This window comes from Amycolatopsis sp. WAC 04182 (assembly GCF_003947465.1).
Taxonomy (GTDB): Bacteria; Actinomycetota; Actinomycetes; order Mycobacteriales; family Pseudonocardiaceae; genus Amycolatopsis.
In genome coordinates this window covers 107,041-129,652 of the sequence record NZ_QHJJ01000004.1, presented here as the reverse complement: position 1 = coordinate 129,652, position 22,612 = coordinate 107,041, and the positions used below count along the sequence as shown (strand labels likewise).

The 22,612-nt window shown below is 70.2% G+C and carries 26 protein-coding genes and 1 pseudogene; 13 read left to right on the top strand and 14 right to left on the bottom strand.

All coding sequences use genetic code 11. The features are described from left to right. Positions 1–16: 16 nt before the first annotated feature. The 7 genes from DMH01_RS20785 to DMH01_RS20755 all read right to left on the bottom strand — a co-directional run bounded on the left by DMH01_RS20785 (position 17) and on the right by DMH01_RS20755 (position 6,526). Positions 17–565 carry a hypothetical protein gene (locus DMH01_RS20785; protein ID WP_125678955.1) on the bottom strand — a complete coding sequence of 183 codons (549 nt, stop codon included), beginning with the start codon at positions 563–565 and terminating at the stop codon, positions 17–19. Beyond that, entirely contained in the window at positions 558–1,691 is a 1,134-nt protein-coding gene (locus DMH01_RS20780) for a hypothetical protein (RefSeq protein WP_125678954.1), read from the bottom strand. Before DMH01_RS20780 ends, DMH01_RS20785 begins: the two co-directional genes overlap by 8 nt. A 19-nt stretch (positions 1,692–1,710) precedes the next feature. After that, the gene (locus tag DMH01_RS20775; protein ID WP_125678953.1) at positions 1,711–2,127 is read right to left on the bottom strand and encodes a FixH family protein; all 417 of its coding nucleotides are present in this window, start codon (positions 2,125–2,127) and stop codon (positions 1,711–1,713) included. Next, entirely contained in the window at positions 2,124–3,572 is a 1,449-nt protein-coding gene (locus tag DMH01_RS20770) for a hypothetical protein (protein WP_125678952.1), read from the bottom strand. Before DMH01_RS20770 ends, DMH01_RS20775 begins: the two co-directional genes overlap by 4 nt. 172 nt (positions 3,573–3,744) lie before the next feature. Then, positions 3,745–4,602, bottom strand: a complete 858-nt coding sequence (locus DMH01_RS20765) for an oxygenase MpaB family protein (protein WP_125678951.1) — start codon at positions 4,600–4,602, stop codon at positions 3,745–3,747. Beyond that, positions 4,599–5,147 (bottom strand): TetR/AcrR family transcriptional regulator, encoded by a 549-nt coding sequence (locus DMH01_RS20760; protein ID WP_199745619.1) that lies wholly within the window; start codon positions 5,145–5,147, stop codon positions 4,599–4,601. Before DMH01_RS20760 ends, DMH01_RS20765 begins: the two co-directional genes overlap by 4 nt. Continuing rightward, positions 5,144–6,526, bottom strand: a complete 1,383-nt coding sequence (locus DMH01_RS20755; RefSeq protein WP_125678949.1) for an amidase — start codon at positions 6,524–6,526, stop codon at positions 5,144–5,146. The genes DMH01_RS20760 and DMH01_RS20755 overlap by 4 nt, the downstream gene beginning before the upstream one ends. A 75-nt stretch (positions 6,527–6,601) precedes the next feature. On the opposite strand from DMH01_RS20755, the gene DMH01_RS20750 reads away from it, so the two are divergent. Continuing rightward, the gene (locus tag DMH01_RS20750; RefSeq protein WP_125678948.1) at positions 6,602–7,606 is read left to right on the top strand and encodes a D-cysteine desulfhydrase family protein; all 1,005 of its coding nucleotides are present in this window, start codon (positions 6,602–6,604) and stop codon (positions 7,604–7,606) included. 75 nt (positions 7,607–7,681) lie between these two features. Here DMH01_RS20750 and DMH01_RS20745 read toward each other — a convergent pair. Continuing rightward, positions 7,682–8,155, bottom strand: a pseudogene (locus DMH01_RS20745) (DUF998 domain-containing protein); the annotation flags it as partial. Positions 8,156–8,289: 134 nt separating this feature from the next. After that, a complete protein-coding gene (locus DMH01_RS20740) occupies positions 8,290–9,063 on the bottom strand; it encodes a protein phosphatase 2C domain-containing protein (RefSeq protein ID WP_125678947.1) in 774 nt (257 codons plus the stop codon). A 61-nt stretch (positions 9,064–9,124) separates the two neighbouring features. Between DMH01_RS20740 and DMH01_RS20735 the strand changes: the two genes are divergently transcribed. Next, entirely contained in the window at positions 9,125–9,334 is a 210-nt protein-coding gene (locus tag DMH01_RS20735; RefSeq protein WP_004559389.1) for a sigma factor-like helix-turn-helix DNA-binding protein, read from the top strand. After that, positions 9,334–9,858, top strand: a complete 525-nt coding sequence (locus DMH01_RS20730; protein ID WP_125678946.1) for a Clp protease N-terminal domain-containing protein — start codon at positions 9,334–9,336, stop codon at positions 9,856–9,858. The genes DMH01_RS20735 and DMH01_RS20730 overlap by 1 nt, the downstream gene beginning before the upstream one ends. A 55-nt stretch (positions 9,859–9,913) precedes the next feature. Here DMH01_RS20730 and DMH01_RS20725 read toward each other — a convergent pair whose 3' ends face one another. Continuing rightward, a complete protein-coding gene (locus DMH01_RS20725; RefSeq protein WP_125678945.1) occupies positions 9,914–10,552 on the bottom strand; it encodes a YitT family protein in 639 nt (212 codons plus the stop codon). Between the two features lie 61 nt (positions 10,553–10,613). On the opposite strand from DMH01_RS20725, the gene DMH01_RS20720 reads away from it, so the two are divergent. After that, positions 10,614–12,068: a PLP-dependent aminotransferase family protein gene (locus DMH01_RS20720; RefSeq protein ID WP_125678944.1), complete on the top strand. Its 1,455-nt coding sequence runs from the start codon at positions 10,614–10,616 to the stop codon at positions 12,066–12,068. 456 nt (positions 12,069–12,524) lie between these two features. Here DMH01_RS20720 and DMH01_RS20715 read toward each other — a convergent pair whose 3' ends face one another. Continuing rightward, the gene (locus DMH01_RS20715) at positions 12,525–13,613 is read right to left on the bottom strand and encodes a hypothetical protein (RefSeq protein WP_233621624.1); all 1,089 of its coding nucleotides are present in this window, start codon (positions 13,611–13,613) and stop codon (positions 12,525–12,527) included. A 365-nt stretch (positions 13,614–13,978) separates the two neighbouring features. On the opposite strand from DMH01_RS20715, the gene DMH01_RS20710 reads away from it, so the two are divergent. Continuing rightward, on the top strand, positions 13,979–14,452 hold the full coding sequence (locus DMH01_RS20710) for an RNA polymerase sigma factor (protein ID WP_125678943.1): 474 nt from the start codon (positions 13,979–13,981) through the stop codon (positions 14,450–14,452). A 24-nt stretch (positions 14,453–14,476) separates the two neighbouring features. Here the strand turns inward: DMH01_RS20710 and DMH01_RS20705 are convergent, their stop codons facing one another. Beyond that, a complete protein-coding gene (locus DMH01_RS20705; RefSeq protein WP_125678942.1) occupies positions 14,477–15,640 on the bottom strand; it encodes a pyridoxal phosphate-dependent aminotransferase in 1,164 nt (387 codons plus the stop codon). A gap of 29 nt (positions 15,641–15,669) precedes the next feature. Here DMH01_RS20705 and DMH01_RS20700 point away from each other — a divergent pair, with 29 nt between their 5' ends. Then, positions 15,670–16,968, top strand: coding sequence for a DUF445 domain-containing protein (locus tag DMH01_RS20700; protein ID WP_125678941.1), 1,299 nt, complete (start codon positions 15,670–15,672; stop codon positions 16,966–16,968). A 365-nt stretch (positions 16,969–17,333) separates the two neighbouring features. Here DMH01_RS20700 and DMH01_RS20695 read toward each other — a convergent pair whose 3' ends face one another. Then, positions 17,334–17,834 (bottom strand): CGNR zinc finger domain-containing protein, encoded by a 501-nt coding sequence (locus tag DMH01_RS20695; RefSeq protein ID WP_125678940.1) that lies wholly within the window; start codon positions 17,832–17,834, stop codon positions 17,334–17,336. Positions 17,835–17,894: 60 nt separating this feature from the next. Between DMH01_RS20695 and DMH01_RS20690 the strand changes: the two genes are divergently transcribed. The 3 genes from DMH01_RS20690 to DMH01_RS20680 are packed head-to-tail and all read left to right on the top strand — an operon-like array spanning position 17,895 to position 19,333. Then, on the top strand, positions 17,895–18,263 hold the full coding sequence (locus tag DMH01_RS20690) for a VOC family protein (RefSeq protein WP_034310507.1): 369 nt from the start codon (positions 17,895–17,897) through the stop codon (positions 18,261–18,263). Between the two features lie 33 nt (positions 18,264–18,296). Then, the gene (locus DMH01_RS20685) at positions 18,297–18,674 is read left to right on the top strand and encodes a zf-TFIIB domain-containing protein (RefSeq protein WP_125678939.1); all 378 of its coding nucleotides are present in this window, start codon (positions 18,297–18,299) and stop codon (positions 18,672–18,674) included. A 2-nt stretch (positions 18,675–18,676) separates the two neighbouring features. Continuing rightward, complete coding sequence (locus DMH01_RS20680) at positions 18,677–19,333, top strand: AAA family ATPase (RefSeq protein WP_125678938.1); 657 nt, start codon at positions 18,677–18,679, stop codon at positions 19,331–19,333. Here the strand turns inward: DMH01_RS20680 and DMH01_RS20675 are convergent. Continuing rightward, positions 19,298–20,428 (bottom strand): methyltransferase domain-containing protein, encoded by a 1,131-nt coding sequence (locus DMH01_RS20675; protein WP_125678937.1) that lies wholly within the window; start codon positions 20,426–20,428, stop codon positions 19,298–19,300. The genes DMH01_RS20680 and DMH01_RS20675 overlap by 36 nt on opposite strands. 151 nt (positions 20,429–20,579) lie before the next feature. Here DMH01_RS20675 and DMH01_RS20670 point away from each other — a divergent pair, with 151 nt between their 5' ends. From DMH01_RS20670 to DMH01_RS20655, 4 genes are all read left to right on the top strand, one after another. Then, entirely contained in the window at positions 20,580–20,993 is a 414-nt protein-coding gene (locus DMH01_RS20670) for a helix-turn-helix domain-containing protein (RefSeq protein WP_125679791.1), read from the top strand. After that, the gene (locus tag DMH01_RS20665; protein ID WP_125678936.1) at positions 20,990–21,664 is read left to right on the top strand and encodes a hypothetical protein; all 675 of its coding nucleotides are present in this window, start codon (positions 20,990–20,992) and stop codon (positions 21,662–21,664) included. The genes DMH01_RS20670 and DMH01_RS20665 overlap by 4 nt, the downstream gene beginning before the upstream one ends. 84 nt (positions 21,665–21,748) lie before the next feature. After that, complete coding sequence (locus tag DMH01_RS20660; RefSeq protein WP_125678935.1) at positions 21,749–22,042, top strand: DUF2516 family protein; 294 nt, start codon at positions 21,749–21,751, stop codon at positions 22,040–22,042. A 13-nt stretch (positions 22,043–22,055) separates the two neighbouring features. Further along, positions 22,056–22,610 carry a YbaK/EbsC family protein gene (locus tag DMH01_RS20655; RefSeq protein WP_125678934.1) on the top strand — a complete coding sequence of 185 codons (555 nt, stop codon included), beginning with the start codon at positions 22,056–22,058 and terminating at the stop codon, positions 22,608–22,610. The last annotated feature ends 2 nt before the right edge of the window (positions 22,611–22,612 follow it).

Genomic DNA, 22,612 nt, shown 5'->3' with positions numbered 1-22,612 from the left:
CTTCGGTCACTTCGAGTCACCCCGTGGCGGGGAGCCCGTTCCCCCGCAGCCTGGATTTCGTTCGGCGCCAGGCGACGGCGATCAGGACGGCGAGGACGATCAGCGGGATCAGGCTGATCGACCAGCTCACCGCCATCGGCGGTCCCGGCTGTTCGAGCACCGCCAGCTCCCGCAGTTCTCCCGTGCCCTTGCCCGCGGGGCCCTCGATCTCGAACCGGAACGTCCACGAGCCCTGCGTCTGCAGGGCGCGGATGTCCAGTCCCCACACCTCCAGTTTCCGCGGATGCTTCGCGAGCGGCTGAGGACGGCCCAGCCGCCCGGTCTCCGGATCGAGGAACGCGAGCGTCCCCGACTTCCCGGCGATCCCGTCGTCCGGGATGAACGTGAAGTCCAGCGATTGCATGGCGCGCAACGGCCACGTGCTGAAGCCGACCGTCATCCCGTACGGCCCGACCTGGACCCGTTCGGTGTGGACGATGTTCACCGGTTCGTAGGCGTTCGCCGCCGGCGTGGTCGCGAACAGCAAGCCGATCGCGGCCGCCAGGGCCAGCAGTGCCTTACGCATGCGTGTTGTCCCCCTTCGCCGGGGCCAGCAGCCCCAGCATCCCGCCGAAACGCCACCCGGCGAACCCACCGAGCAGCCCGACCACCGCGCCCGCGGCGGCCGTCGCGAACACGATCGGCCACCTGACCGAGTCGGCCCCGTAGACGATCGCGTTCTGGATCGGCATGCTCGCGCCGACCAGAAGTCCGCCTATTCCGCCTGCCAGCACCGAAACCCGGCCCGGGGACCAGCCGCGCCGCGAAAGCAGATACACCGCTTCGAGCACGGCCGCGATCGGCAGCAGCGCCATCGGCATCATCGAAGGCATCGCGGGCACGCCGTCGATGTAGTCGCGCATCGGCAGGCCGACGGCGCCCGCGTACGCCTCCGCGGCCCACGGCGAGAACCACCAGGTGATCGCCTGGATGACCGCCAGTGCCGCGGCGACCCGGACCGCTCCGCCCGGCCTGCCCCAGAAGCCGGCGCCCGCCGAGACCAGCAGCACCGAGAGCAGCGCGATGCCGACGGAGACGACGTCGAGCCCGTCGACGTCGATCTGCTGCAACCCCAGCACGGTCACCGTGCTGAATGCGATCAGCACACCGAGGCTGCCGACAACGCCGACGGTGCCCCAGCGGTGTTCCCGCGCGGCCGCGAACACCATGACCGTGCCGATGATGCTCAGCGTGATCGACAACAGCAGCCCGATGTGCGGCGGCGAGTCGATCACCGCGTCGAAGCCGTAGAGACCGTGCCACCACTGGTCCCACAGGCCGTACAGCAGGAACATCGCCGCGCCGGTGCCGGTCACCAGGTAGCCGGCCGGTGCGGCGAAGACCTTGCCGAAGACGTTGATCGCGCGGCCGCCGACCCGCGCGTCGACCGGCCGTCCCGCCCGGCGCGCGGCCGTGGTCATCAGCACGACCACGAGGCTCGCGAGCCCGGAGATCGCGCTGCCCGAATACAGGAACAGATGCGGCATCGTGAAGAACGTGTCCGGGCCGACGTCGCCGTGCCATTGGATGTCCCAGGTCAGCCCGACCAGCGAGATCACCGATCCGGCCAGCACCGTGCCCGCCGGCACGAGACCGGTGCGTTCACTTCGTGCCACCGAGACGGTCCTCGCCCCTCCCGCGGTGAGATCCATACCCCCGACCTCCCTCTCTTTACTTGACCAGCAAAGGAAAAACGTGCTGCGTGGCACCGGACGGCCCGCGCAGTGAAACGGTGATCTCCCATTGCCCCGACATCGGCAGCAGGACGTCGCCGGTGCGGAACTTCCCCGGTGCCTCCGCGATCGCGGGCGACGGGGCGAGCGCGTGCCCCATCTGCGGCATCACCGGTTCGAGGGTGACGACGTCCGGCGTGGCACCGGTGACGGTCAGTGCGAAGACGTTGCCGCCCTGATGCGGATCTTCGACCGACAGTTGCACCGTGTACGGGCCCTGCGTCGAGCGCTGGACCTGCGCCCCGCCGCCGCTCGGCCACACCAGCCAGGCCACGATCGCCACCGCGAGCACCACGACCACGGAGATCAGCAGGACGGGCTTGCGTCCGTCCACTGTGGAACGGTCGGTGGTCATCGCGGCGCCCCTTCCGCCGGGACCTCGATCTGCAGGGGCACGGTCAGCACCGTGTAGTCGCGTTCGGCCTGCAACCAGATCCGGTACTTGCCGGGCGCGGAGAAGGTGTAGGTGAACGGGACGTCGGGGCCGTACGCGGCGACGGTCTCATCCGGTTTCCCCGGCATCCCAGGGGATTGCGGGATCATCGAGTGCACATGGGCCCAGGTCGGCGCGGCAGCGGCATCCGCGCCGACCCGGCTGTCGTCGGTGATCGGGCCGACGACGATCAGGTGGCCGAGCATGCCCAGCCAGGGTTGGAGATCCGCTTTGCCGAACCGCGCGGTGATCGTGGTCGGCGTCCCCGGCTCGACCTCGACGTCGACCGGGTTCCCGTGCACGATCCGCTTCCCGGCGCCGGCGGGCACGGGTTCGGCGGGGGAGTCCGTGCCGGCCGCGACACCCAGTGTGGTGCGGGCCAGTTGCACGCCGCCGCCTCGACGGGCGAGTTCCGCGGCGACGGCGTAGGTCCCGGCCTCGGACGGGGTGAACTTCACCCGGTAGTCACCGGGGCCGACCCGCACCGGATGCAGATGCCACAGCCTGCCCGTCGGCGAGATGACGACGAGGTGGATCAAAGCGTTGTCGTGTACCAAAAGGTCGTCGACGGGGCGGCCGGTCGCGCCGTCGGCGATGGCGATCCGGACCTCGGCGAGCGCGCCCGATCGCGCGTTCGGCGAGCGCACGGCCAGATTCACCGGCGGCCGTGAGAAGTCCACAGTGGACATCTGCGCGTTCGCGTACGGGTCCTGGATGTTGTCGATCGTCGGGTCCAGCGCGGTACCGGGCGCGGGCGGCGGCGGGGTGGACGCGGAGAGCATCGCGCCGGTGATCGCGACCGCGAGCGCGGCGACCATCCCGCCGGCGGGGATCAGCGCGAGCTGCGGCCGCTTGACGCGCAGCGCGACGACGAGACCGAGCACCAGGAACACGCCCGCGGCGACGAAACCGCCGAAGGTGGCCTTTTCCCACGGCGGGATGACCCTGGCCGGGACGATGAACGGGATCGACGCGGTGTCCGTCCCGTCGTCGAGGCCGAGTTCCCACGGCCCCGGCTGGTCGACCCGCAGCTGTGCCGCGTGGGCGCCGGGTTTCCCGTCCAGCTGGATCGTGGTTTCGGAAAACGTCGTCCCGGCGGCCGACGCGCGCAGTTTCAGCGTTCCCGGCGCGCTTCCGGTGTGCGTGACGACGTCGACGTGCAGCGGCCCGGGCGCGATGTCCATCCGCCGCAGGATGACCGTGAGATCGCGGGTGCCGAGCGTCTGCGCGACTTGGACGTCCGCGCCGCTCGACACGCCGTCCGCCTGCGCGGTGCCGCCCAGCAGCAAGGACGCCAGCGCGCAGAGCACGAGTACGCGGGCGATGACCAACGGCGTCGTGCGCCGCCCCCTCGGTGAATTCCCCATCCTGGCCGAAGTTAACGACGATGGTCGCCGAAAGCGTCACGGCGCGGGGTGAACCGGGGTCCCCCGTAAAGGGGACGAGGACCCTTACTCCGGTGGGGGCTGAAGGGGACTTTCCCCGCATGTGATGCGACGAAAGCGCCCTTCGTCTCGTCTTATGCGACGAAAGCGTCCTTCAGCCCCCGCCGAGGAAGCGATAGGCACGCGGATGCGCCCGGAACCAGACGTTGAGCCTGCCGATCCGGCGCACGAGCGAAGACCGCAACGGCACCGGCACCAGCCCGCCGGCCAGCCGCACCACCGCGCGGAACCGGTCGAACCGGCGCTGGTCCCGATCCGTCCACTGTAGACTGAGGCGGTCCCGTAGCGCGGGCGGCAGCGTGGCGCGGATGACGAACATCTGCCCTCGATGCTGCCACCGCCGCAACCGCGCCCAGCGTTTGTCGGGCAGCCATCGCCACGGCTTCTTCACCGTGCGGATCGTCTCGAACAAGGTCGTGATCGTGTCGTTCGGGCCGAAGCCGTCGATCATTTCTTCGTAGTACCGCGCGAATTCCGGCCACGTCGGCGGCAATTCCTGCTCGCGCAGACCGAGGAGCCGTCCGACGTCGCACATCTGCGCGTAGTACTCGTCCAGTTCGGACGGAGTCATCGGCGTGCCGTAGAACCGTTGTGTGTCAACGGGAACCATGACGAGCGTGGCGTGAACCCACGCGTACGCGCGCGGGTTCAGCGCGCTGTAGCGGCGGCCTTCGTCGTCGACGCCGGTGAACGTCCGGTGCAGCTCGCGCAGCCGGTTCGCCTCGTAGCGCGCGCCCTCGGGGCCGCCGTAGATGTAGATGGACAGCGAAGCGGCCGTGCGCATCAGCCGCGTCCACGGATCCTCGACATAGTCGGAATGATCCCGGACCCCGGCCGCGACGACCGGATGCGCGACCTGCAGCACCAGCACCTGGCCGGCCAGCAGCCCGGCCCGGAAGTCGCCAAAGTACCTCCACGCCGCCGTCCCCTTGACGATCGGCGGACCGCTCATGACGCGCCGCGGACGAGCATCATCAACGACTGCGCCACCTCGACACCGTCGTCGCCCGTGGCCAGCCTGCGCAACTGGAGGCCGGCGATCAGCGCGACGACCGGGCCGGTCAGCCGCTCAGGGGAAGGCACGCCGAGCGTTTTCAGGATCACCAGCGCCAACTCGTCGTAAGCGGCGAAGCACCGGGCGGCCGCGTCCTGGAGCCCGGGGTCGCGCGCGGCCTGCAGGTACAGCTCGTGCGCGCCGAGTTCGTCGGTACCGAAGGGCAGCTGCGCGATGACCTGCTCGACCACCGACGCGGCCTGCTCGACGCTCAAACCCTGCTCGCGGTACGCGTCGACGAACCCGGTCAGCTTCGTGGTCTCTTCTTCGACGAACAGCAGCATCGCCTCGCGCAGCAACGCGGTCTGGCTGGGGAAGTGGTAGGTCAGCGTGCCGAGCGAGACACCGGCCGCGGTCGCGATCCGGCGGTTGGTCAGCCCGCCGACGCCCTGCTCCCCGACCACCTTGAGCGCGGCGTGGAGAATGGCTTCGCGGGTGTTCACCAAGCGGTCTCGGGTTTGCGGTCCTGCCACCGTTCGACCTCTTCCAGTTGCGCGGCCAGCGAGATCAGCCGTTCCTCGGCGTGCGAGGGGCCGAGCAGCTGCCCGCCGAGCGGCAGGCCTTCGGGGCTCAGCCCGGCGGGGACGTTGACGCCCGGCCAGCCCAGCACGTTCCACGGCCAAGCGTAGGGGCACGCGGCGATCATGGCCTGATCGGTCTGCCAGCCGGAGAGCGCGTCGAAGCTGCCGATCCGCGGTGGCGGCGTGGCCGTGGTCGGCGTGAGGACGACGTCCACCCGGCCGAACACCGAGCCGATCTGCCGTTGCAGCAACGGTTCCGTGGCGCGGGCGAGCCGCAGCGCCGGCCCGGCCAGCGCCGAGCCCTGCCGGGCGTTGGCGCGGGTGCGCGGGTCGAGCCGCGCCTGGTCCGGGACGCGACGGGACCAGTCACGCACGCCGACGAGCGAACGCGGCAGGAAGGTGAGGCCGATCAGCCGGTAGTCGGGTTCGACCTCGACGATCTCGTGGCCGAGTTCGGCGAACCGCTCCGCCAGCCGGACGACGGCCGCGTGTGCTTGCTGGTCGAGCCGGGTTTTCGTTGCGGTGAAAGGGATCCTGGTGGAGAGCCCGATCCGCAGGCGGCCCGGCTCGCGGCGGGCGGCGGCCTGGAACGCGGTGCCGGTGCCGGCGGCGACGTCGAGCAGCAGGGCCGCGTCGGCGACGGTGCGCGCGAGCGGGCCGACCACGGTCAGGCCGTGGAAGAGTTCGCGTTCGGTCGGGACGCGGCCGCGCTGCGGTTTGATCCCGACCAGATCGGTCCACGCGGCCGGGATCCGGATCGACCCGGCCCCGTCGGAACCCAGCGCGGCGGCGATCACCCCCGACGCGATGGCCGCCGCCGCGCCGCCGGAGGAACCGCCCGGCGTGCGCTCGGTGTCCCACGGATTGCGGGTCGCGCCGAACGCCGGGCCTTCGGTGAACGGCCACTGGCCGAGTTCGGGGGTGTTGGTCTTGCCGATGAGCACCGCGCCCGCCCGGCGAAGCGCGACGACAGGCGGGGAGTCCGCAGTCGCGACGGCGAAGTCGCCCTCGCAGCCGAACGCCGTCGGCAGGCCGGTGACGTCGAGGTCGTCCTTGATGGCGGTGGGGACGCCGAGCAGGGGAGCGGTCTCCCCGGTGGCGAGCCTTCGGTCGGCTTCTTCCGCCTCGCGAAGGGCCTCTTCGGCGCGAAGGCATTTGAAGGCGTTGAGAACGGGCTGGCTGGCCTCGGCCTTTTCGAGCGCCAAGCGCGTGAGCTCGACCGATGTCGTGGCTCCGGTGGCGAGCATCGAGGCCTGTTCGGTCAGGCCGGTGAACGCGAGGTCCGGTTTCGAGGTGGTCATGAGGTCCCCCTGCACGTCTCGTTCGTTCAAACGAACGATACCACCCGGTAGCCTCGGTGTGGTTACGTGACTTTCATGAACCTCGATCGCTTCCCCCGCGTCGACCTCGGCGGCTATCCGACGCCGCTGCATCCGGCACCGCGGCTGGGCGAGGCCCTCGGCCTGCCGAATCTGCTGCTCAAACGGGACGACGTGCATCCGCTCGGCGTGGGCGGGAACAAACTGCGCAAACTCGAGTTCCTGCTCGGCGCGGCGATCGAAAACGGAGCCGACACGGTGATCACGTTCGGCGCCCTGCAGACCAACCACGGCCGTCAGACCGCCGCGGCCTGCGCGAAGCTCGGGTTGCGCTGCGAACTCGTGCTGACGGCGAAGGTTCCCCGAGAAGGTGACGCGTACGAACGATCCGGCAACGTCTCCCTCGATCATCTCTTCGGCGCGAACGTCCACATCTGCCGTGACGGCGAGGAGATGGGCAGGACGTACGAGCGGCTGATCACCGAGGCCGCGGCCGAGGGCCGCGAGGTGGCCACGTTCCCGGTCGGTGGCTCGGACGGAGTCGGGGCGCTCGGTTACGTGGCGGCCGCGCGGGAGATCGCCGGGCAGCTCGGCGAGCTGGGCATCACCCAGGCGCGGCTGGTCGCCCCGCACGCCAGCGGCGGGACCTCCGCCGGGCTCATCGTCGGAACGGCGGACCTCGACTGGCTGACGCTGGACATCGCCTGCGTCAGCCATCCGGTCGACGAGGCCCTCGACAACCTGGCCGACCTCACCATCGCGGCCTCCGTACTGCTCGGGAGCGAGCCGCCGTCACTCGACGGCCTGCGCATCGACGACCGCACGATCGGCCCCGGGTACGGGATCCCGACCGCCGGAACGTGGGACGCGGTGCGGCTTTTCGGCCGCACGGAAGGGATCGCGCTCGATCCCGTGTACACCGGCAAAGTGGGCGCCGCGCTGATCGAGTGGGCCGCCGAAGGCCATTTCGCGTCCGACGAGCACGTTGTCTTCCTGCACACGGGCGGTCTGCCCGGCCTTTACGGGTACGCCCCCGAATTCGCCGACGCGGTGCGCGGCTGACGCGACCTTCAGCAACCCGGCGATCAAGATCACGTGCGCCACCAGTGAAACCCGCTGCATGACGCCGACCGGCGCGATGTCGGTCAGCGTCATGAAGAACGGGATGTCGGACAGCCGCACGAAGATGAAGCTGAGCCCGAAGACGATCAACCCGGCCGCGCTGCCCCACGCCAGGCGGCCGACCAGTTTGGCCGCGGGAGTGCCGCGCAGGTTGTCGCGCAGGGTGAACCCGGCGGCGGGCAGGCTGAGGAACGCGATGAGGCAGGCGTACAGGTGGATCTCGCCGCTGACCGGATCCGGGAATTCGGGGTAGCTCGCGGGGAAGATCGCGGCCGCCGCCAGCCCGAGCGACCACAGCACGAACAGCAGTTTCGTGGTGCGGCTGAGCGGGATCCCGGCCGCGGCCAGTGCGCCGAGCGCGGTGAGCGAGCCGATGGACAGGGAGAGCACGCTGGCGCCGAGCATGCCGGTGCCGCGATCGACGTAGGCGTAACTGGACAGCGTGTCGAACACCGGATCGCGTGAGCTGATCAGGTGGAGCACGACCATGGTGAACAGTGCCCAGCCGATGGCCGCGCCCGACGCGATCAGCCAGGGCTTGGTCCGCGATCTCTCCCCAGGGAACGTCATGCGTCCAGCGTGCTCGCGCGGGCGCGGATTTCCGATCCGGGAAGCCCCCGGTTTTACCCTGGGGCTACCCCGAAGTCGACCAGTACCAGTAGCTGGTCATCGTGCCTTTTCGCGCGGGGCCAGCGCTCGCCGTCCGGGTCCTGTTTCTCCGCCGTGCGCACCGCGTCGAGGACGGCGTCCGGCCCCCGCTCCCGGCTGATGGCGAGCACCTCCGGCCAGTCGAACAGGTCGTACTCGTCGACACCGATCGCGACGCCGTCCGTCGCCAGCAGCAGGGCGTCGACCTCCGAGCGCGGCCAGCTGCGGCGGACGGCTTCGGCGGCCGCCGTCGGTTCCGCCTCGGCGACCCAGAAGCCGTCCGGCGCGTTGCGTTTCGCGCGGACGTCGGCGCCGGTGCGGAGCTGCCCGCTTTCCCGCAGCGAAACGAGCCTGTCGTCGGTGAGCGGATCGGCGCCGGAAGGACCGAAGGCGACGATCGGGCTGTCGGCGAGCACCAGTCCGTCGACGGTGTCGTCCGTCCAGCGCGCGATCGCGACCGTGCTCGACGGCGATCGTCCCGGTTCGAGGCCCTCGCGGCGGGCGACGTCGGCGATCGACTCGGCCAGCAGCACCGAGAGATCGGCCTGGGGTTCCGCGCTCAAGGCCCGGGACAGGCTGTGCACGAGCAGGCTCGCGTACCAGCCGCCGGACGGCAGATCCGGGCGCGGCGCGGTCGCCCCGTCGAGCACCACCACGGCGTTGCCGAGTACCGCGACGTGGTCTTCGGTCGGGCGCGTCGCTCCGTCCGCGCCCACTCCGTCCCTTTCCGCCACTGCGATTTCGACCATGACCCGACCCTAACTGTCAACCGAGGTTGACGTGAGCGCGATGTCAACGTAGGTTGACGTCATGACCGAAGCGACAGATCTGGCCGCGCGAGCCGGCGACCGCGATCCCCGGGTGGGATTGCGCGCCGTCGCCGCCTTGCGCCGGCTGTTGGAACAACTCGAAGCCGTGCAGGTCCGCAGCGCGCGGGTGCACGGCTGGTCCTGGCAGGAGATCGCGGCCGAGCTCGGGGTCAGCAGGCAAGCGGTGCACAAGAAGTACGGGAGGCATTGATGTTCGAACGCTTCACCACCGAAGCCCGCGACGTCGTCGTCGGGGCCCAGCGCGTCGCGGCGGACGAGGTGTCCGGGAACGTCGACCCGCTGCACCTGCTGACGTCCCTCGCCCGGCACACCGGCGTGCTCGCCGCGCTGGGCTGCCCGGCGGACGAACTGGCCGACGACCTCCGCCGCGTCCGGCGGAGGGGCGGGATGAGCGACGCCGACGTCGAAGCCCTGAGCGGGTTCGGCATCGACGTCGAGCACATCGTCGAGAGGGTCGAGCAGACCCACGGCCCCGGCGCGCTGACCGGGGGGCGGCGCGCCGGCCGCGGCCATCGGCCGTTCACGCCGGAGGCGAAGAAGGTGCTGGAGAAGAGCCTTCGCGAAGCCATCGATGTCGGCAGCAAGCGCATCGAAGGCGAGCACCTGCTGCTCGCGATGACCGCCGTCCCCGGTGTCGCGGCCGACGTGCTCGCGCAGCGGGGCATCGACTACCTCGCCGTCCGCCGCCTGCTGGAACAACGGGAGGCCAGCTGAGTTACGCCCCTGATCACGCGAGTTACGCCTTCAATCACGTGAGTCGCGCCCCTGATCACGCGAGTTCGGCGGTGCGCTCCCGCCAGATGACGTACGGCAGGAACGCCTGCGTCAGCGGTCCGATCGCGAGGGCGTAGAGGACCGTGCCGACACCCACGGTGCCGCCGAGCAGCCAGCCGGCGGCCAGGACGGTGATCTCGATGAGCGTCCGGACGAGCCGGATCGACTTGCCCGTCCGGGCCGAGAGCCCGGTCATCAGTCCGTCGCGCGGGCCGGGACCCAGCCGCGCGCCGACGTAGATCGCGGCGCCGAGGCCGTTGAGCACCACGCCGGCGACCAGGTTGACGATCTGCCAGCCGAGCATGTCCTGGTCGGGCAGGAAGAGCCGCACGAAGTCGACGGTGAGCGAGATGACCACGATGTTGGCGACCGTGCCGATCCCCGGCCGCTGCCGCAGCGGGATCCACAGCAAAAGCACCAGCACCGACGCGATGGCGGTGACCGTGCCGAACGAGAGGCCGGTGATCTTCATCAGCCCTTCGTGGAGCACGTCCCACGGGTCGAGGCCGAGCCCGGACCTGGTCAGCATGGCCATGCTGCCGCCGTAGAGGACGAGCCCGGCGACGAGCTGGACCGAGCGGCGGGTGGTGTCCTGGGAGATGCCGACGGGTCTGAGATCGAGTTTGAGTGCCACGGGTCCACCATCAGGGGTAAGTGGCTACCTTGACCATGGCCAATCTGGAACAATTGGCCTTATGGAACCGCTGATCCCGCTGACTGGACGCGTTTCAGGTGCGAAATTGGCCATTTTGCTGGGGAACTGGCGCCAGAGTGGTTCTCGACACGGTGCCGCGGATCTCGCGGCGGCCGTCGAGCTGCTGGTCCTCGACGGCAGGCTGCCGCTCGGCACGAAACTCCCGGCCGAACGCGAGCTCGCCGACGCGCTGGAGGTCAGCCGCACGCTGATCGGCGCCGCGCTGGACAAGCTGCGGGCCGACGGTCTGGTCGCCAGCCGTCGCGGGGCGGGCTCGTGGATCGCGTCACCCGGCGGCCGGGGGCGGGACGCGATCCTGCCTACCGGCGAAGACCTCATCGACCTCGCCCAGGCCTGTCCTCCCGCCGTCGCCGGCCTGGTCCCGGCCGTGGACGCGGCGCGGAAGGCCCTGGTGGACCACCTCGGCGAGAACGGCTACCAGGTGCGCGGCCTGCGGATCCTGCGCGAGCGGATCGCCCGCCGCTACACCGAACGCGGGCTGCCGACCAACGCCGATCAGGTGATGATCACCAACGGCGCGCATCACGCGTTCGTGCAGGTCCTGCGGATGCTGGCCGGTCCGGGCGACCGGGTGCTGGTCGAACAGCCGACGTATCCGAACTCGCTGGAGGCCATCGGCGCCGCGCACGCCATCCCGGTTCCGGTGCCGCTGGATCCGGCCACCGGCTGGGACGTCGTCGGGATCGAGGCCGCGCTGCGGCAGTCCGCGCCGAGGCTCGCGTATTTCGTCGCGGACTTCCAGAACCCGACCGGCCTGCGCATGGACGCCGACAGCCGTCAGCGCCTCGCGGCCGCGCTGAACCGCGCCCGGACTCCGGCGATCGTCGACGAGACGCTGGTCGAGCTGGACCTCGAAGGCGACCCGGCCGACGGGCCGCCGCCGATGGGCGCGTACCTGGGTGACCTCGGCATCACGATCGGCTCGGCGTCCAAATCGCATTGGGCCGGCCTGCGGCTCGGCTGGATCCGCGCTTCCGAGGACGTCATCGGGAGGCTGATCGCGGCCCGGTTCGCCGTCGACCTGGGGTCGCCGGTCTTCGAGCAACTCGTCCTGGCCGAACTGCTCGACGACGGCGGGGCCGCGCTGGCGCACCGCCGTCAGGAGACGCTGGCGCTGCGGGACGCGCTGACCGGGGCGCTGAACTGGTACTGCCCGGAGTGGACGTTCACCGTGCCGCGCGGCGGGCTTTCGCTGTGGTGCCGTCTGCCGGAACCGATGAGCACGCGGCTGGCCGTCGCTGCGGCCGGGCACGGAGTGCAGGTGGCGCCGGGTTCGCGCTTCGGTGTCCACGGGGGACTGGAGCGCTGGCTGCGGCTGCCGTACGCGCTGCCGGCCGAACGGCTTTTCGAGGCCGTGCGGCGGTTGGGTGCCGCCGCCGCTTCGGTGACCGCGACCCCCGGCACGGCCGCCCCGGTCGCCGTCCAGGTCACCTGATTCCCCGCAGGGCTGGAAACGGAAATAGCCGGTGCGCCGGCGGGGCGGCCGATGCTCCAGGGAGGGCATCGGCGCCGCACGACCAGCGCACCGGCTATCCGGCCCGCCCCGAGGCCGAAACCTCGGGACGGGCACCGCGGCGGTTACCCGGCACAGCCCCTCGACGTGCCGGGAACCGCCCGCGGTTCAGGCGGGCTTCGAGCTTGGCCGGCTCCTGCTCGGCGCGGTGAGCAGAAACCCCCGAAGTCCACCCGGTGCTGGTCCCGGCGCCGCCGAGGCAGCGCGGCGCCGGGGCCGGGATCCGAACCGGCCGGGCGCGGTCGGCCGTTCGGGAAGACAAAGGGATGCCTGAATGAGGGCAGGCGGAAAAGCGGCTTGTGCCAGAGGGATCAGCAGACGTCGAAACCCGAAGTTGATCTTGGTTTGGACGTGGTTCTCCCCGGCGACCCGGTCAGGTCAGTCGGGGGAGGTGGCGGGAAGCGCGGCTTCCCTGCCGGTGCGCTCGCCTTCGTGGTCGCAGCCGGTTCCGAGGAGCTTCAGCTGCGTGGCGGGCACGCCGGAGTCGAGCACGGCGAGCGGCCCGCGGCCGCCACCGGTGTTGTCGTGCCCCGGCTGGGCGGTCGTCGTGGGCGCGATCGGGGCCACCGGGGTGTTCGGCAGGCCACCGCCGCCGCCCGAGCCGCCGCCGTCCGGGGACGCGTGCGTGTCGGAGTCGGCGGGCGCGGGCGGAGCGGGCTGAGTGTCGGTCTTGACCCGGACGGGCAAGGTGACGCGGTGGTTCTGGCTCACCGTCGCCGGAGCGGGGCTCTCGGCGGGCACGACCCGGCGCGGGGCCGGAGCGGCGGGCGCGTTCTGCGTGACGGCCTTGGCCGGGACGGCGATGGTGACCGAGCCGCCCGCCGATTCGCCGGAGCCGCCGCCGAAGACGGGGTCGAGCATGTCGCCGGTGCCCGGCAGGATCACCGGGCCACCCGAGCCGCAGCACGGATTCGGCGTGATGATCGGCGTGACGACCTGGTCGCCGATTCCGTCTACGACACCGCCGACGGTATTGACGACGCCGCCGACCGTGTTCGTGACGACATTCAGCACGCCGCCGATGAGGCCGCCCAGCAAGCCAGTGGACGTCGAGGTCTTCGCGGTCTTCGTCGCCGGTTCCGGAGAAGAAGTCTTCTCGACGGAACTCGCGCTCGAAACCGCCTCTTCCTCCACAGTGGCCTCAGGCTCCTCGTTCACGACGGGAGCGGGCTCTTCTGCAGAGGATTCGGTGGTCTCAGCGGGTTTCGCGGTTTCGGTCGCGGTGGAGTCCGAAGTGGACTCAGTGGACTCAGTGGACTTCTCGGGGGCAGTCGTTTTCCCGGATCCGGTTTCGTCCGCGGGCTGCACCACGGAGGTCTCCGGCGGCACGGACGGCTGTTCGCCGGCCGAAGCCGGGGTGCTCAGCACGGCGCCGAGGATCCAGCCGGTGAGCACGAGCCCGCCCGCGAAAAGGATTCGCTTCGGGGTGGTGAGGCCGCCACGGCGCACGACTGCCGTACCACTCACAGCAATCACCACCGTCCGCGCCTGAAACCCACGTTTCCCGCGTGAGTTCGATCTTTCTTGGGGTCTCTTCCGGCCAGGTCGCAGTTCCCCCGGGGCTGCACCAGTTTTAGCACCGGAGGGGAGTGTTTCACTTCAGCCGCCGCCGATCCAGCCCGTTAGGCGGAACGACGCAACCGGCTCCGGTGCCTGGAGTACCGGTGTTGATCACTCTCGGTATGTGCCGAGCGGCCATCCGGGGAGGGGTGGAACTACTCAAATCCTCGGTGACCTGACCTTTTCGGGATCCCTGCTGCGGTGCGTGCCGTCGAAGTCGCGTTCGGTGATCGGCGCGGCGAACGCGAGCCGCCGGGAAGGAAGGGTCCGGGATGTGGGACGTGAACGCGCTGTCGGCGGCGGTGCTCAGGACGCTGAAGGCGTATCGGCTGAGCGAAGCCGACGCCAGGGACGTCTGCCAGGACGCGTGGCTGGAACTGCTTCGCGCGCCCGGCGCACTACGCGACGAAGCGAAGCTCGGTGCTTGGCTGACGACCACCGCGCGGCGCCGCGCGCTCCGGATGATCACCAGGAACAGGCGCGAAACACCGCGTCCGCTCCCCGAGTCCGAGACGACGCCGGAGGCCGAGGTCGTCCGCGCCGAACGTGACTGCGCGCTCTGGGCGGCGGTCGATCGCCTGCCGGAGTCGCATCGGCGGATGATGCGGCTCCTCGCGTACCGGCCGGAGCTCTCCTACGCCCAGCTCGCGGGGGAACTGGGCATCAGCCCGGCCAGTGTGGGCCGGCTGCGAAGACGGTGTCTGGACCGGCTCAGGCGGACACTCGAAAAGAGCGGCTGGGCGTGAACAGTGCCGTGAACATCGGACGAGTCACCGAAGTTTGCGCAATCGGGTGACCGCTTCGTCGATGACCTCGTTGCGTTTGCAGAACGCGAAACGCAGGAGGTGTTTCCACTCGTCTGGGTGATCGGTGAACACCTTTACGGGCACGGCCGCCACGCCCACCCGTTCGGGGAGCTCCCAGGCCAGTTCCGCGGCGTCGTCGAAGCCGAGCGGCCGGACGTCGACGCAGACGAAGTAGGTCCCGGCGGTCGGCCGGACCGCGAACCCGGCCTCCGCGAGGCCCGCCGCGAGCCGGTCCCGTTTGCCCTGGAGGCTCGTGCGCAGGTCTTCGGCCCACGGCAGCTCGTGGTCCAGCGCGTGGGCGACGGCGGGCTGGAACGGCCCGCCCGAGACGAAGGTGATGAACTGCTTCGCCGCTTTCACCGCCGCGACCAGTTCGGGGCTCGCGCAGACCCAGCCGATCTTCCAGCCGGTGCAGTTGAACGTCTTGCCCGCGCTGGAGATCGAGACGGTCCGGTCGCGCATGCCGGGGAAGGTCGCCAGCGGCAGGTGCTCGGCGTCGTCGAAGACCAGGTGTTCGTACACCTCGTCGGTGATCGCGATCAGATCGTGTTCCACGCAGAGCGCGGCGACGGCTTCCAGTTCGGCGCGGGTGAACACCGTGCCGGTCGGGTTGTGCGGCGAGTTGATCAGGATCGCCCTGGTCCGGCCGGTCACCGCGGCGCGCAGGCCCTCGATGTCCAGCGCGAACCGGCCGTCGCGTTCCACCAGGCCGACGACACGCCGTTCGGCGCCCGCCATGGCGACCGCGGCCGCGTACGAGTCGTAGTACGGCTCGATGACGATGACCTCGTCGCCCGCCTGTGTCAGCGCGATCAGCGACGCCGCGATGGCCTCGGTGGCACCGGCGGTGACCAGGATCTCCGTGTCGCGGTCGTACTCGATGCCGTAGCGGAGCCGGTGACGCGCGATCGCCGCGCGCAGCTCCGGCCGTCCGGGACCCGGCGGGTACTGGTTCGCACCCCCGAACAGCGCGTTCTTGGCGGCGTCGAGCATTCCGGCGGGCCCGTCGGTGTCGGGGAAACCCTGGCCGAGGTTGACGGCTTCGTGGCGGACGGCCAGCGCCGTCATCTCCGCGAAGATGGTCGACGTGAAGGGCTGGAGGCGGGGTACGAGGACAGGTTCGCGCACGATCAGCCATCCTCACGGACAATGGCCGTGTGGAGCAACTGACGCCCGCCAAGGTGACCCCAGCCGATCCGCCCGGTGGAAGCGCCGCCGAGGAGGAGAAGCGCCGCGGCCTGCGCAAGATGAAGATGGTCGCGCTGTCGTTCCTGCTCGGCGCGACGGTGATCTTCCTGCTGACCAGCTGGGCCGAAGCCGCAGGCTGGCCCGCCTGGGTGGGCTACGTCCGCGCCGCCGCCGAAGCCGGGATGGTCGGCGCGCTCGCCGACTGGTTCGCGGTGACGGCGCTGTTCCGGCATCCGCTGCGGATCAAGATCCCGCACACCGCGATCATCCCGAACAAGAAGGACGCGCTGGGCAGCAGCCTCGGTGACTTCGTCGGCTCGAACTTCCTGTCCGAGACCGTGATCCGCGAGAAGCTGAGCCGGGTCGAGGTCTCGAAGCGGCTCGGCGGCTGGCTCTCGCAGCCCGCCAACGCGGAGCGGGTGACGTCGGAACTGGCGACCGTCGTCCGGGCGGCGGTCAAGGTGCTCCGCGACGAAGACGTCCAGGCGATCATGGAACAGGCCGTGGTCAAGCGGATCGTGGACAAGCCGTGGGGCCCGCCGCTCGGCAAGATCCTGGCCGGGGTGTTCGCCGACGGGGCGCACCACAAGCTGGTCGACCTGATGTGCGACCGCGCCTACGAATGGGTGCGGGACAACCACACGACGATGCTGCGCGTGGTCTCGGACCGGGCGCCGAGCTGGTCGCCGAAATTCGTCGACGAGATGCTCGCGGACAAGGTCTACGGCGAGGTGCTGTCGTTCGTCTGGGCGGTGAAGACCGACGTCAACCACCCCATGCGGCTGGCGCTGGACAAGTTCCTCGGCGAGTTCGCCCAGGACCTGCAGACCGACCCCGAGGTGATGGCGCGCGCCGAGCAGGTCAAATCCCAGATGCTGGGGCACGACGAGGTGCAGAAGCTGATCGGCTCGGCGTGGGCGACGGCGAAGGAGATGCTGCTCAACGCCGCCGAGGACCCGTCGAGCGAGTTGCGGCGCCGCGTGCGCACCGGGCTGGAGACCCTCGGCGGGCGGCTCGTCTCCGACGACCACATCCGGTCCAAAGTGGACACCTGGGTGGAGGGCGCGGCGGCCTACGTGGTCACGCACTACTCCCAGGAGATCACCACGATCATCACCGACACCGTGGAGCGCTGGGACGCCGAGGAGACCTCGCGCAAGATCGAGCTCCAGGTCGGCCGGGACCTGCAGTTCATCCGGATCAACGGCACGGTGGTCGGCGCGCTCGCCGGGTTGGTCATCTACGCGGTCGCGCAGCTGCTCTTCTGAGCGGCCGCGCGTATACCACACTCCGGAGGCCTCACCGGGAGTTGTCCACAGGAAGTGGAGTCATCCCCAGGGTTATCCACAGCTTTTCACGTTTTTGGCCTAACGGTGTGCACAACCCCTGGGGGTAACTCGGGGGTGGGTGACACCAGAAGTTGTGGTCGTTCGGGTGCCTCGGGTTCCGGGGTGAGGCGGATCCGGGGCGGCGCGGGCGCCACGTGAGGAGCCGGCACGCGCAAAGCGGCAGTCCGGGCGAGGCGTAACTCGCCCAATCACGCGAGTTGCGCCTCTGATCACGCGAGTTGCGCCCTCACGCACGCGAGTTACGCGCGTCTCGCTCCCGCAAGTAGGTAGCCCACACCGCCGGCTCAGGTCGAGATGTCCGCCGTCCGGGCCCGCCAAGCCCGCGCCTTCTCCCGGTTCCCGCAGGCCCGCATCGAGCACCACGTCCTCGACCGGTTCCGTGATTCGTCGTAGAACGCCCACAGGCAGTCGTCCGCGGGGCAGATCTTGAGCCGGATCCATTCGCCGAGCACGGTCAGCCGCGTCGACGCCGCCATCACCGCCTCGCAGACCGTTTCCGAGACGAGAAGCGGGCCTTCCGGGCCGAGGACGATCTCCGCCGGCGCGCGCAGGCCGGGCCGCGGGAGCCGCGGGTCGCCGATCGCGGCGCGCAGCGCGTCCCGGGTTTCGCGTGCGGCCGCGGGGGTATCCGCGCGAAGCCGGTGATCCCGGGCCCAGTGCTGCCAGGACTCCAGATCGTCCAGGAGGTCGGTGCCGCGTTCGACGTTCACCGTGTTCAGAAACTCGACCACCAGGGACGCGTCGGTGTTCACCTCGCCCAGTGTACGGGCGAGACCGGTTGTCATCGGCTCCGATAACCCGCATACTCATTTCACTGGTTACTCGATCCTTCTGGAGGCTGAACCATGGGTGCGGTACCGACCTTCGGCGCGGTGGCCCTCGACTGCCCGGACCCGGTCGCGCTCGCGGAGTTCTACCGCGAGCTGCTCGACTGGGAGGCGGCCGAAGTCGCCGAAGACGGCCATTGGGTGACTCTGCGGAACCCGGAGGGCGGGGCGCGGTTCTCGTTCCAGCGCGTGCCCGACCACCGGCCGCCCGCGTGGCCGTCCGCCGAGAACCCGCAGCAGGCCCACGTCGACCTCGACGTCACCGACATGGAGGCCGCTCACGAGCGCGCGCTGAAGATCGGCGCGAAGCTGCTCGACGACTCGCCGGAGACCTTCCGGGTGTACGCGGATCCGGCCGGGCACCCGTTTTGTCTGTGCGCCTGCTGACCTCGGACGAGAAAAATGCGTAATCTCTGATACGTGATTTGTCCGAAGTGCCAGAACGCCATGAAGACCGTCGACAAGAACGGTGTCCACATCGACCAGTGTCAGGGATGCCGCGGCATCTTCCTGGACAGGGGCGAGCTGGAAGCCATCGCCGGTGCCGAGAACTCGTACTACGGCGGCGGGCATCAGCCGCCCCCGCCGTACCAGGGAGGTGGACACGCGCCGGCCCCGCACTACGGACGGCCGGACTCCCCGCGTCCGCACCGCGGTGGGTACGCCGACTCGCCGAAGGGGTACCGCGGCGGTTACGCGGACTCGCCCCGGGGGCACCGCGGCGGCTACGCGGACTCGCCGCACGGCTACGGCCACAAGCGTCGTAAGGGCGGCTTCCTCGAGGGCCTCTTCGACTGACCGTGGTCCTCGATCTCAAGATCTGCCCGGCCTGCGGTGATCGCGCCGAACGGCCACGAGTCGAGAACGGGCTGCTGGTGTGCGCGGTATGCGCGCACCGGTGGCCGTTCCGGCGGCTTCCGCTGTTCGCGCTGACCGGGCCGAGCGGCGCCGGTAAGTCGACGGTCGGGCCGCGGCTGGCGGACCGCCTCGGCGATCTCGCGCTCGTGGTCGAGCAGGACGTGTTGTGGACCGGGGCGTTGCGTGACGACGTTCCCGGCCATCCCGCGTTCCGCTCGACCTGGCTGCGGATGGCGGCGATGCTGCACCAGAACGGGCGGCCGGTCGTCCTGTGCGGCACCGTCGCGCCGCCCGAGTTCGAGCGGCTGCCCGAGCGCGTCTTCTTCTCCGACATCCACTACCTGGCCCTCGTCAGCGAGCCCGAGGCCCTGCGCAAGCGTTTGCTGGCGCGGCCCGCCTGGCGCGAGTGGGACGAGGAGCGGGTCGAGGAGATGCTGGAGTTCAACGAGTGGCTGCAAGCGGAAGCGCCCTCGATGGATCCGCCGGTCGAGTTGTTCGACACCACCCACATCCCGGTGGACGACGCCGTCGACCACGTCGAGAAGTGGGTGCGAGGCCTGCTTTCAGGGACGCAACGGCCAAGTGCGGCCGTCGGGTGAATCCAGCCAGATCACCTGGTCTTCGCCGTCGAGGCTGAGCCCGAACCGGTCCCGCCCCGGCTCGCCGAGGCCGAGCCAGTCTTCGTGCGCCGCTTCGACGATCTCCCACAGCCGCCGCGGGCCTCCTTCGGCCACTTCGAACTCGCTGCCGCGCTGCCGATGCCGCATCCATGAGCCGTCCGGATGGACCAGTGTGGTGCTCTGCCCCGTCCGCGCGGCCGTCACGCCCGGCAGGTGGAGCCCGGCGAAGAACTCGAAGCGGCTGCGGACTTCGGTGAGCACGCCCATCGGCAGCCGGGTCGGCCGCCACGAGACATCGCCTTCGAGCGCCTTCGACGGCTTGAAGCGGTGCGCGCGCAGCGGCATGAAACGACCGTCGCGGGCGAGCACCCGCCCGTGTCCCGTCGCGCCTTCGCCCGCGACGATCCGGACCAGCCCGCCGCCGATCGGCCGGTTCAGCGTGGTGACGATCAGCCCGCCCGGCATCGTCTGCGCCAGCCACGCGGGCGGGATCGACGACACCGAACAGGTGCACAGCACCCGGTCGTAGAGCACGCCCGCCGGGAAACCCTCGGCGCCGTCGGCCGCCGCGCACGAGGGCGCGTACCCGATCTCCGCCAAACGTTTGCGCGCGGCGTCGACCAGGTCCGGGTCGATGTCCACTGTGTACACGAGCCCGGAGCCGAGCCGATGGCACAGCAGGGCGGTGTTGTAACCGGTGCCCGTGCCGATCTCCAGTACGCGATGCCCGTCGGCGACCCGGAGCTCTTCGAGCATGATCGCCATGATCGACGGCTGGCTGGACGAACTCGTCGGCGTTCCGGGCTGGGCACCGAGATAGCGCGCCCGTTCCCAGAGCCCGGAGTCGTCGTCGAGCTGGACGACCAGCACGTCGGGGGAGTACACGCGCCGGAGCCACTCGTCGTCGCCGCTTTCGACCGCGGCCCAGCCGTTCGCCGCCGGGACGAAGAACCGCGGCAGGAAGACGTGTCTCGGCACAGAGCGGAACGCGGTCATCCAGCGCGCGTCGTGCAGCACGCCCTCGGCGAGCAGATGCTCGACGAGGCGCCGCCGTAGCCGCGTCGCGTTCGACATCCCCCCACGGTAGCGGGGTGAGCACCACCACACCCGATGGTTGCAAGCAGAGTGCTTGCAATTGCTAGCACCCGAGCGTAGCGTTGAAGACGTCGCGAGGAGGTGACCGATGTCAGACATCGACCGTGATCAGCCCGCATCGGGTGGACCGATGGAGAAGGTCGCGGACATCGCTTCCGACATCGGCGAGTACATCCGCCAGCAGCGCAGCAACGCGAAGATCTCCTTGCGGCAGCTGTCGAAACTCGCCGGCGTGTCCAATCCGTACCTGAGCCAGATCGAGCGCGGGGTCCGCAAGCCCAGCGCGGAGATCCTCCAGCAGATCGCCAAGGGCCTGCGCATCTCGGCCGAGGCGCTCTACGTGCAAGCGGGAATCCTCGATCTGCCCACGGGCGGCCCGGTCGGCGACGCGATCCGCGCCGACACCGAGCTGACCGAACGGCAGAAGCAGGTCCTGCTCGACGTCTACGAATCGTTCCGCCGCGAGAACGCCGCCGCGAAACCCGAGCAGGCGGCCAAGGCGAAAACCGAAGACCAGGTCACAGAAACCAAGGAGTCAGCATGACCACGGCCACCAAGAACGACCGCAAGCACACCGCCCTCGACCAGGTCCGCACGCCGCTGCTGGCCGCACTGGGTGCCGGCAACCTGGCTGGCCAGGCCGTCGTCGACGCCGTGTCGAAGGCCAAGGAGAAGGTCGTCGAGGGCAGCGAGACCGCCCGCAAGAACATCGAGGAGCTCCCGCACGACGTCGAGGGCCTCCGCGAGAAGCTGGACCCGGCCGAGCTGCGCAAGGTCATCGACGAGTACACCGAAGCCGCGCTGAAGCTGTACAACAAGCTGGCCGAGTCCGGCGAGCAGGCGTGGGACAAGATCGCCGCGCAGCCGCAGGTCAAGAAGGCCATCGAGCAGCTCGAGGACGCGATCAGCACCGCGCAGGACCGGGTCGAGGGCGCGACCACCGACGCCCGTGAGCGCATCGACACCGTGCTCGGCAAGGTCACCAAGGGCACCCGTTCCGTCGGCGAGAAGACCGCCCGCAAGGTGACCGAGGTCGCCGGCGAGATCGCCGACGAGGTCGAGGAGATCGGCGACGACCTCGCGCACGAGACCCGCTCGGCTTCGCGCAAGGTCGCCAACAAGACCGCGCCGAAGACCACGACCACCGCGCGCCGCACCACCACCAGCCCGGCCGCCAAGAAGCCGGCCACCGCGCCGAAGACCACCGAGAAGTAAGGTCCGCGTGAACTCCAGGGCCCCTGGCGCCGCTTCGGTGCCGGGGGCCCGGGTCATTCGCCCGGTTTGACGTAAGCTGAGTCCGTGTTCGTTGCCACCTGGATCCTCATCGCCATCCATTGGGGCGGCGCGCTGACGGGGCTGTTCGCTTTCGTGCATGCGCTGTTGCAGCGCGCGGACGCGTACTCGGCCGCCGATCGGAAGACCAAGCCCATCTGGATGCTCATCACCGGCGGATCCACCGTGGTGCTGACCGTCTTCCAGTTCTACGGCGGCGGCATGATCCTGTGGCTGCCCGCACTGGTCGCGGTCCTGGTCTACCTCGTGGACGTCCGCCCCAAGCTCATCGAGGTGCAACGCGGCGGCCGCAACTGGTGACTATCGTGGCGCTGTGACCAACTGGACCATCGCCGGAAGCCTCACCGTCGTCCCCGCCCTCACTCGCACGGACCTGCTCGCCGAGCCCGTCGCCAAGGCGCTCGCCGCCCTGCCCGATCCGGACGCCGTCGGCGTCGTCGAGATCGACGCCGAGCTGGCCGACACCGCCGCCTTCTGCGAGGCCTACGGCTCACCGCTCTCCGCGTCCGCGAACTGCGTCGTCGTCGCCGGCAAACGCGCCGGCGAGGTCCGCTTCGCCGCCGCGATGATCCTCGCCACCACCCGCGCCGACGTGAACGGCGTGATCAAGCGCCGTCTCGACGTCCGCAAGGCCTCCTTCGCCCCGATGGACGAGGCCGTCTCGCTCACCGGAATGGAGTACGGCGGCATCACGCCGGTTGGCCTGCCCGGCCAGTGGCCGATCCTGATCGACCAGCGCGTCGCCGACGAGCCCGAACTGGTCATCGGCAGCGGTGTCCGCGGCGGCAAGCTGCTGATCTCGGGCTCGACCCTCGCGTCGCTGCCCGGCGCCGAGGTGATCGACGGGCTCGCGCGCCCCGTCGAGTGAGG

Excerpts from the sequence above, each read along its gene's own strand:
- DMH01_RS20775 (WP_125678953.1), bottom strand. The coding sequence starts at position 2,127 with ATGACCACCGACCGTTCCACAGTGGACGGACGCAAGCCCGTCCTGCTG.
- DMH01_RS20720 (WP_125678944.1), top strand. The coding sequence starts at position 10,614 with ATGGAACCGCTGATCCCGCTGACTGGACGCGTTTCAGGTGCGAAATTG.
- DMH01_RS20670 (WP_125679791.1), top strand. The coding sequence starts at position 20,580 with ATGGAGAAGGTCGCGGACATCGCTTCCGACATCGGCGAGTACATCCGC.
- DMH01_RS20770 (WP_125678952.1), bottom strand. The coding sequence starts at position 3,572 with ATGGGGAATTCACCGAGGGGGCGGCGCACGACGCCGTTGGTCATCGCC.
- DMH01_RS20665 (WP_125678936.1), top strand. The coding sequence starts at position 20,990 with ATGACCACGGCCACCAAGAACGACCGCAAGCACACCGCCCTCGACCAG.
- DMH01_RS20735 (WP_004559389.1), top strand. The coding sequence starts at position 9,125 with ATGACCGAAGCGACAGATCTGGCCGCGCGAGCCGGCGACCGCGATCCC.
- DMH01_RS20780 (WP_125678954.1), bottom strand. The coding sequence starts at position 1,691 with ATGGATCTCACCGCGGGAGGGGCGAGGACCGTCTCGGTGGCACGAAGT.
- DMH01_RS20710 (WP_125678943.1), top strand. The coding sequence starts at position 13,979 with ATGTGGGACGTGAACGCGCTGTCGGCGGCGGTGCTCAGGACGCTGAAG.
- DMH01_RS20785 (WP_125678955.1), bottom strand. The coding sequence starts at position 565 with ATGCGTAAGGCACTGCTGGCCCTGGCGGCCGCGATCGGCTTGCTGTTC.
- DMH01_RS20750 (WP_125678948.1), top strand. The coding sequence starts at position 6,602 with ATGAACCTCGATCGCTTCCCCCGCGTCGACCTCGGCGGCTATCCGACG.
- DMH01_RS20675 (WP_125678937.1), bottom strand. The coding sequence starts at position 20,428 with ATGTCGAACGCGACGCGGCTACGGCGGCGCCTCGTCGAGCATCTGCTC.
- DMH01_RS20695 (WP_125678940.1), bottom strand. The coding sequence starts at position 17,834 with ATGACAACCGGTCTCGCCCGTACACTGGGCGAGGTGAACACCGACGCG.
- DMH01_RS20740 (WP_125678947.1), bottom strand. The coding sequence starts at position 9,063 with ATGGTCGAAATCGCAGTGGCGGAAAGGGACGGAGTGGGCGCGGACGGA.
- DMH01_RS20765 (WP_125678951.1), bottom strand. The coding sequence starts at position 4,602 with ATGAGCGGTCCGCCGATCGTCAAGGGGACGGCGGCGTGGAGGTACTTT.
- DMH01_RS20690 (WP_034310507.1), top strand. The coding sequence starts at position 17,895 with ATGGGTGCGGTACCGACCTTCGGCGCGGTGGCCCTCGACTGCCCGGAC.
- DMH01_RS20730 (WP_125678946.1), top strand. The coding sequence starts at position 9,334 with ATGTTCGAACGCTTCACCACCGAAGCCCGCGACGTCGTCGTCGGGGCC.
- DMH01_RS20755 (WP_125678949.1), bottom strand. The coding sequence starts at position 6,526 with ATGACCACCTCGAAACCGGACCTCGCGTTCACCGGCCTGACCGAACAG.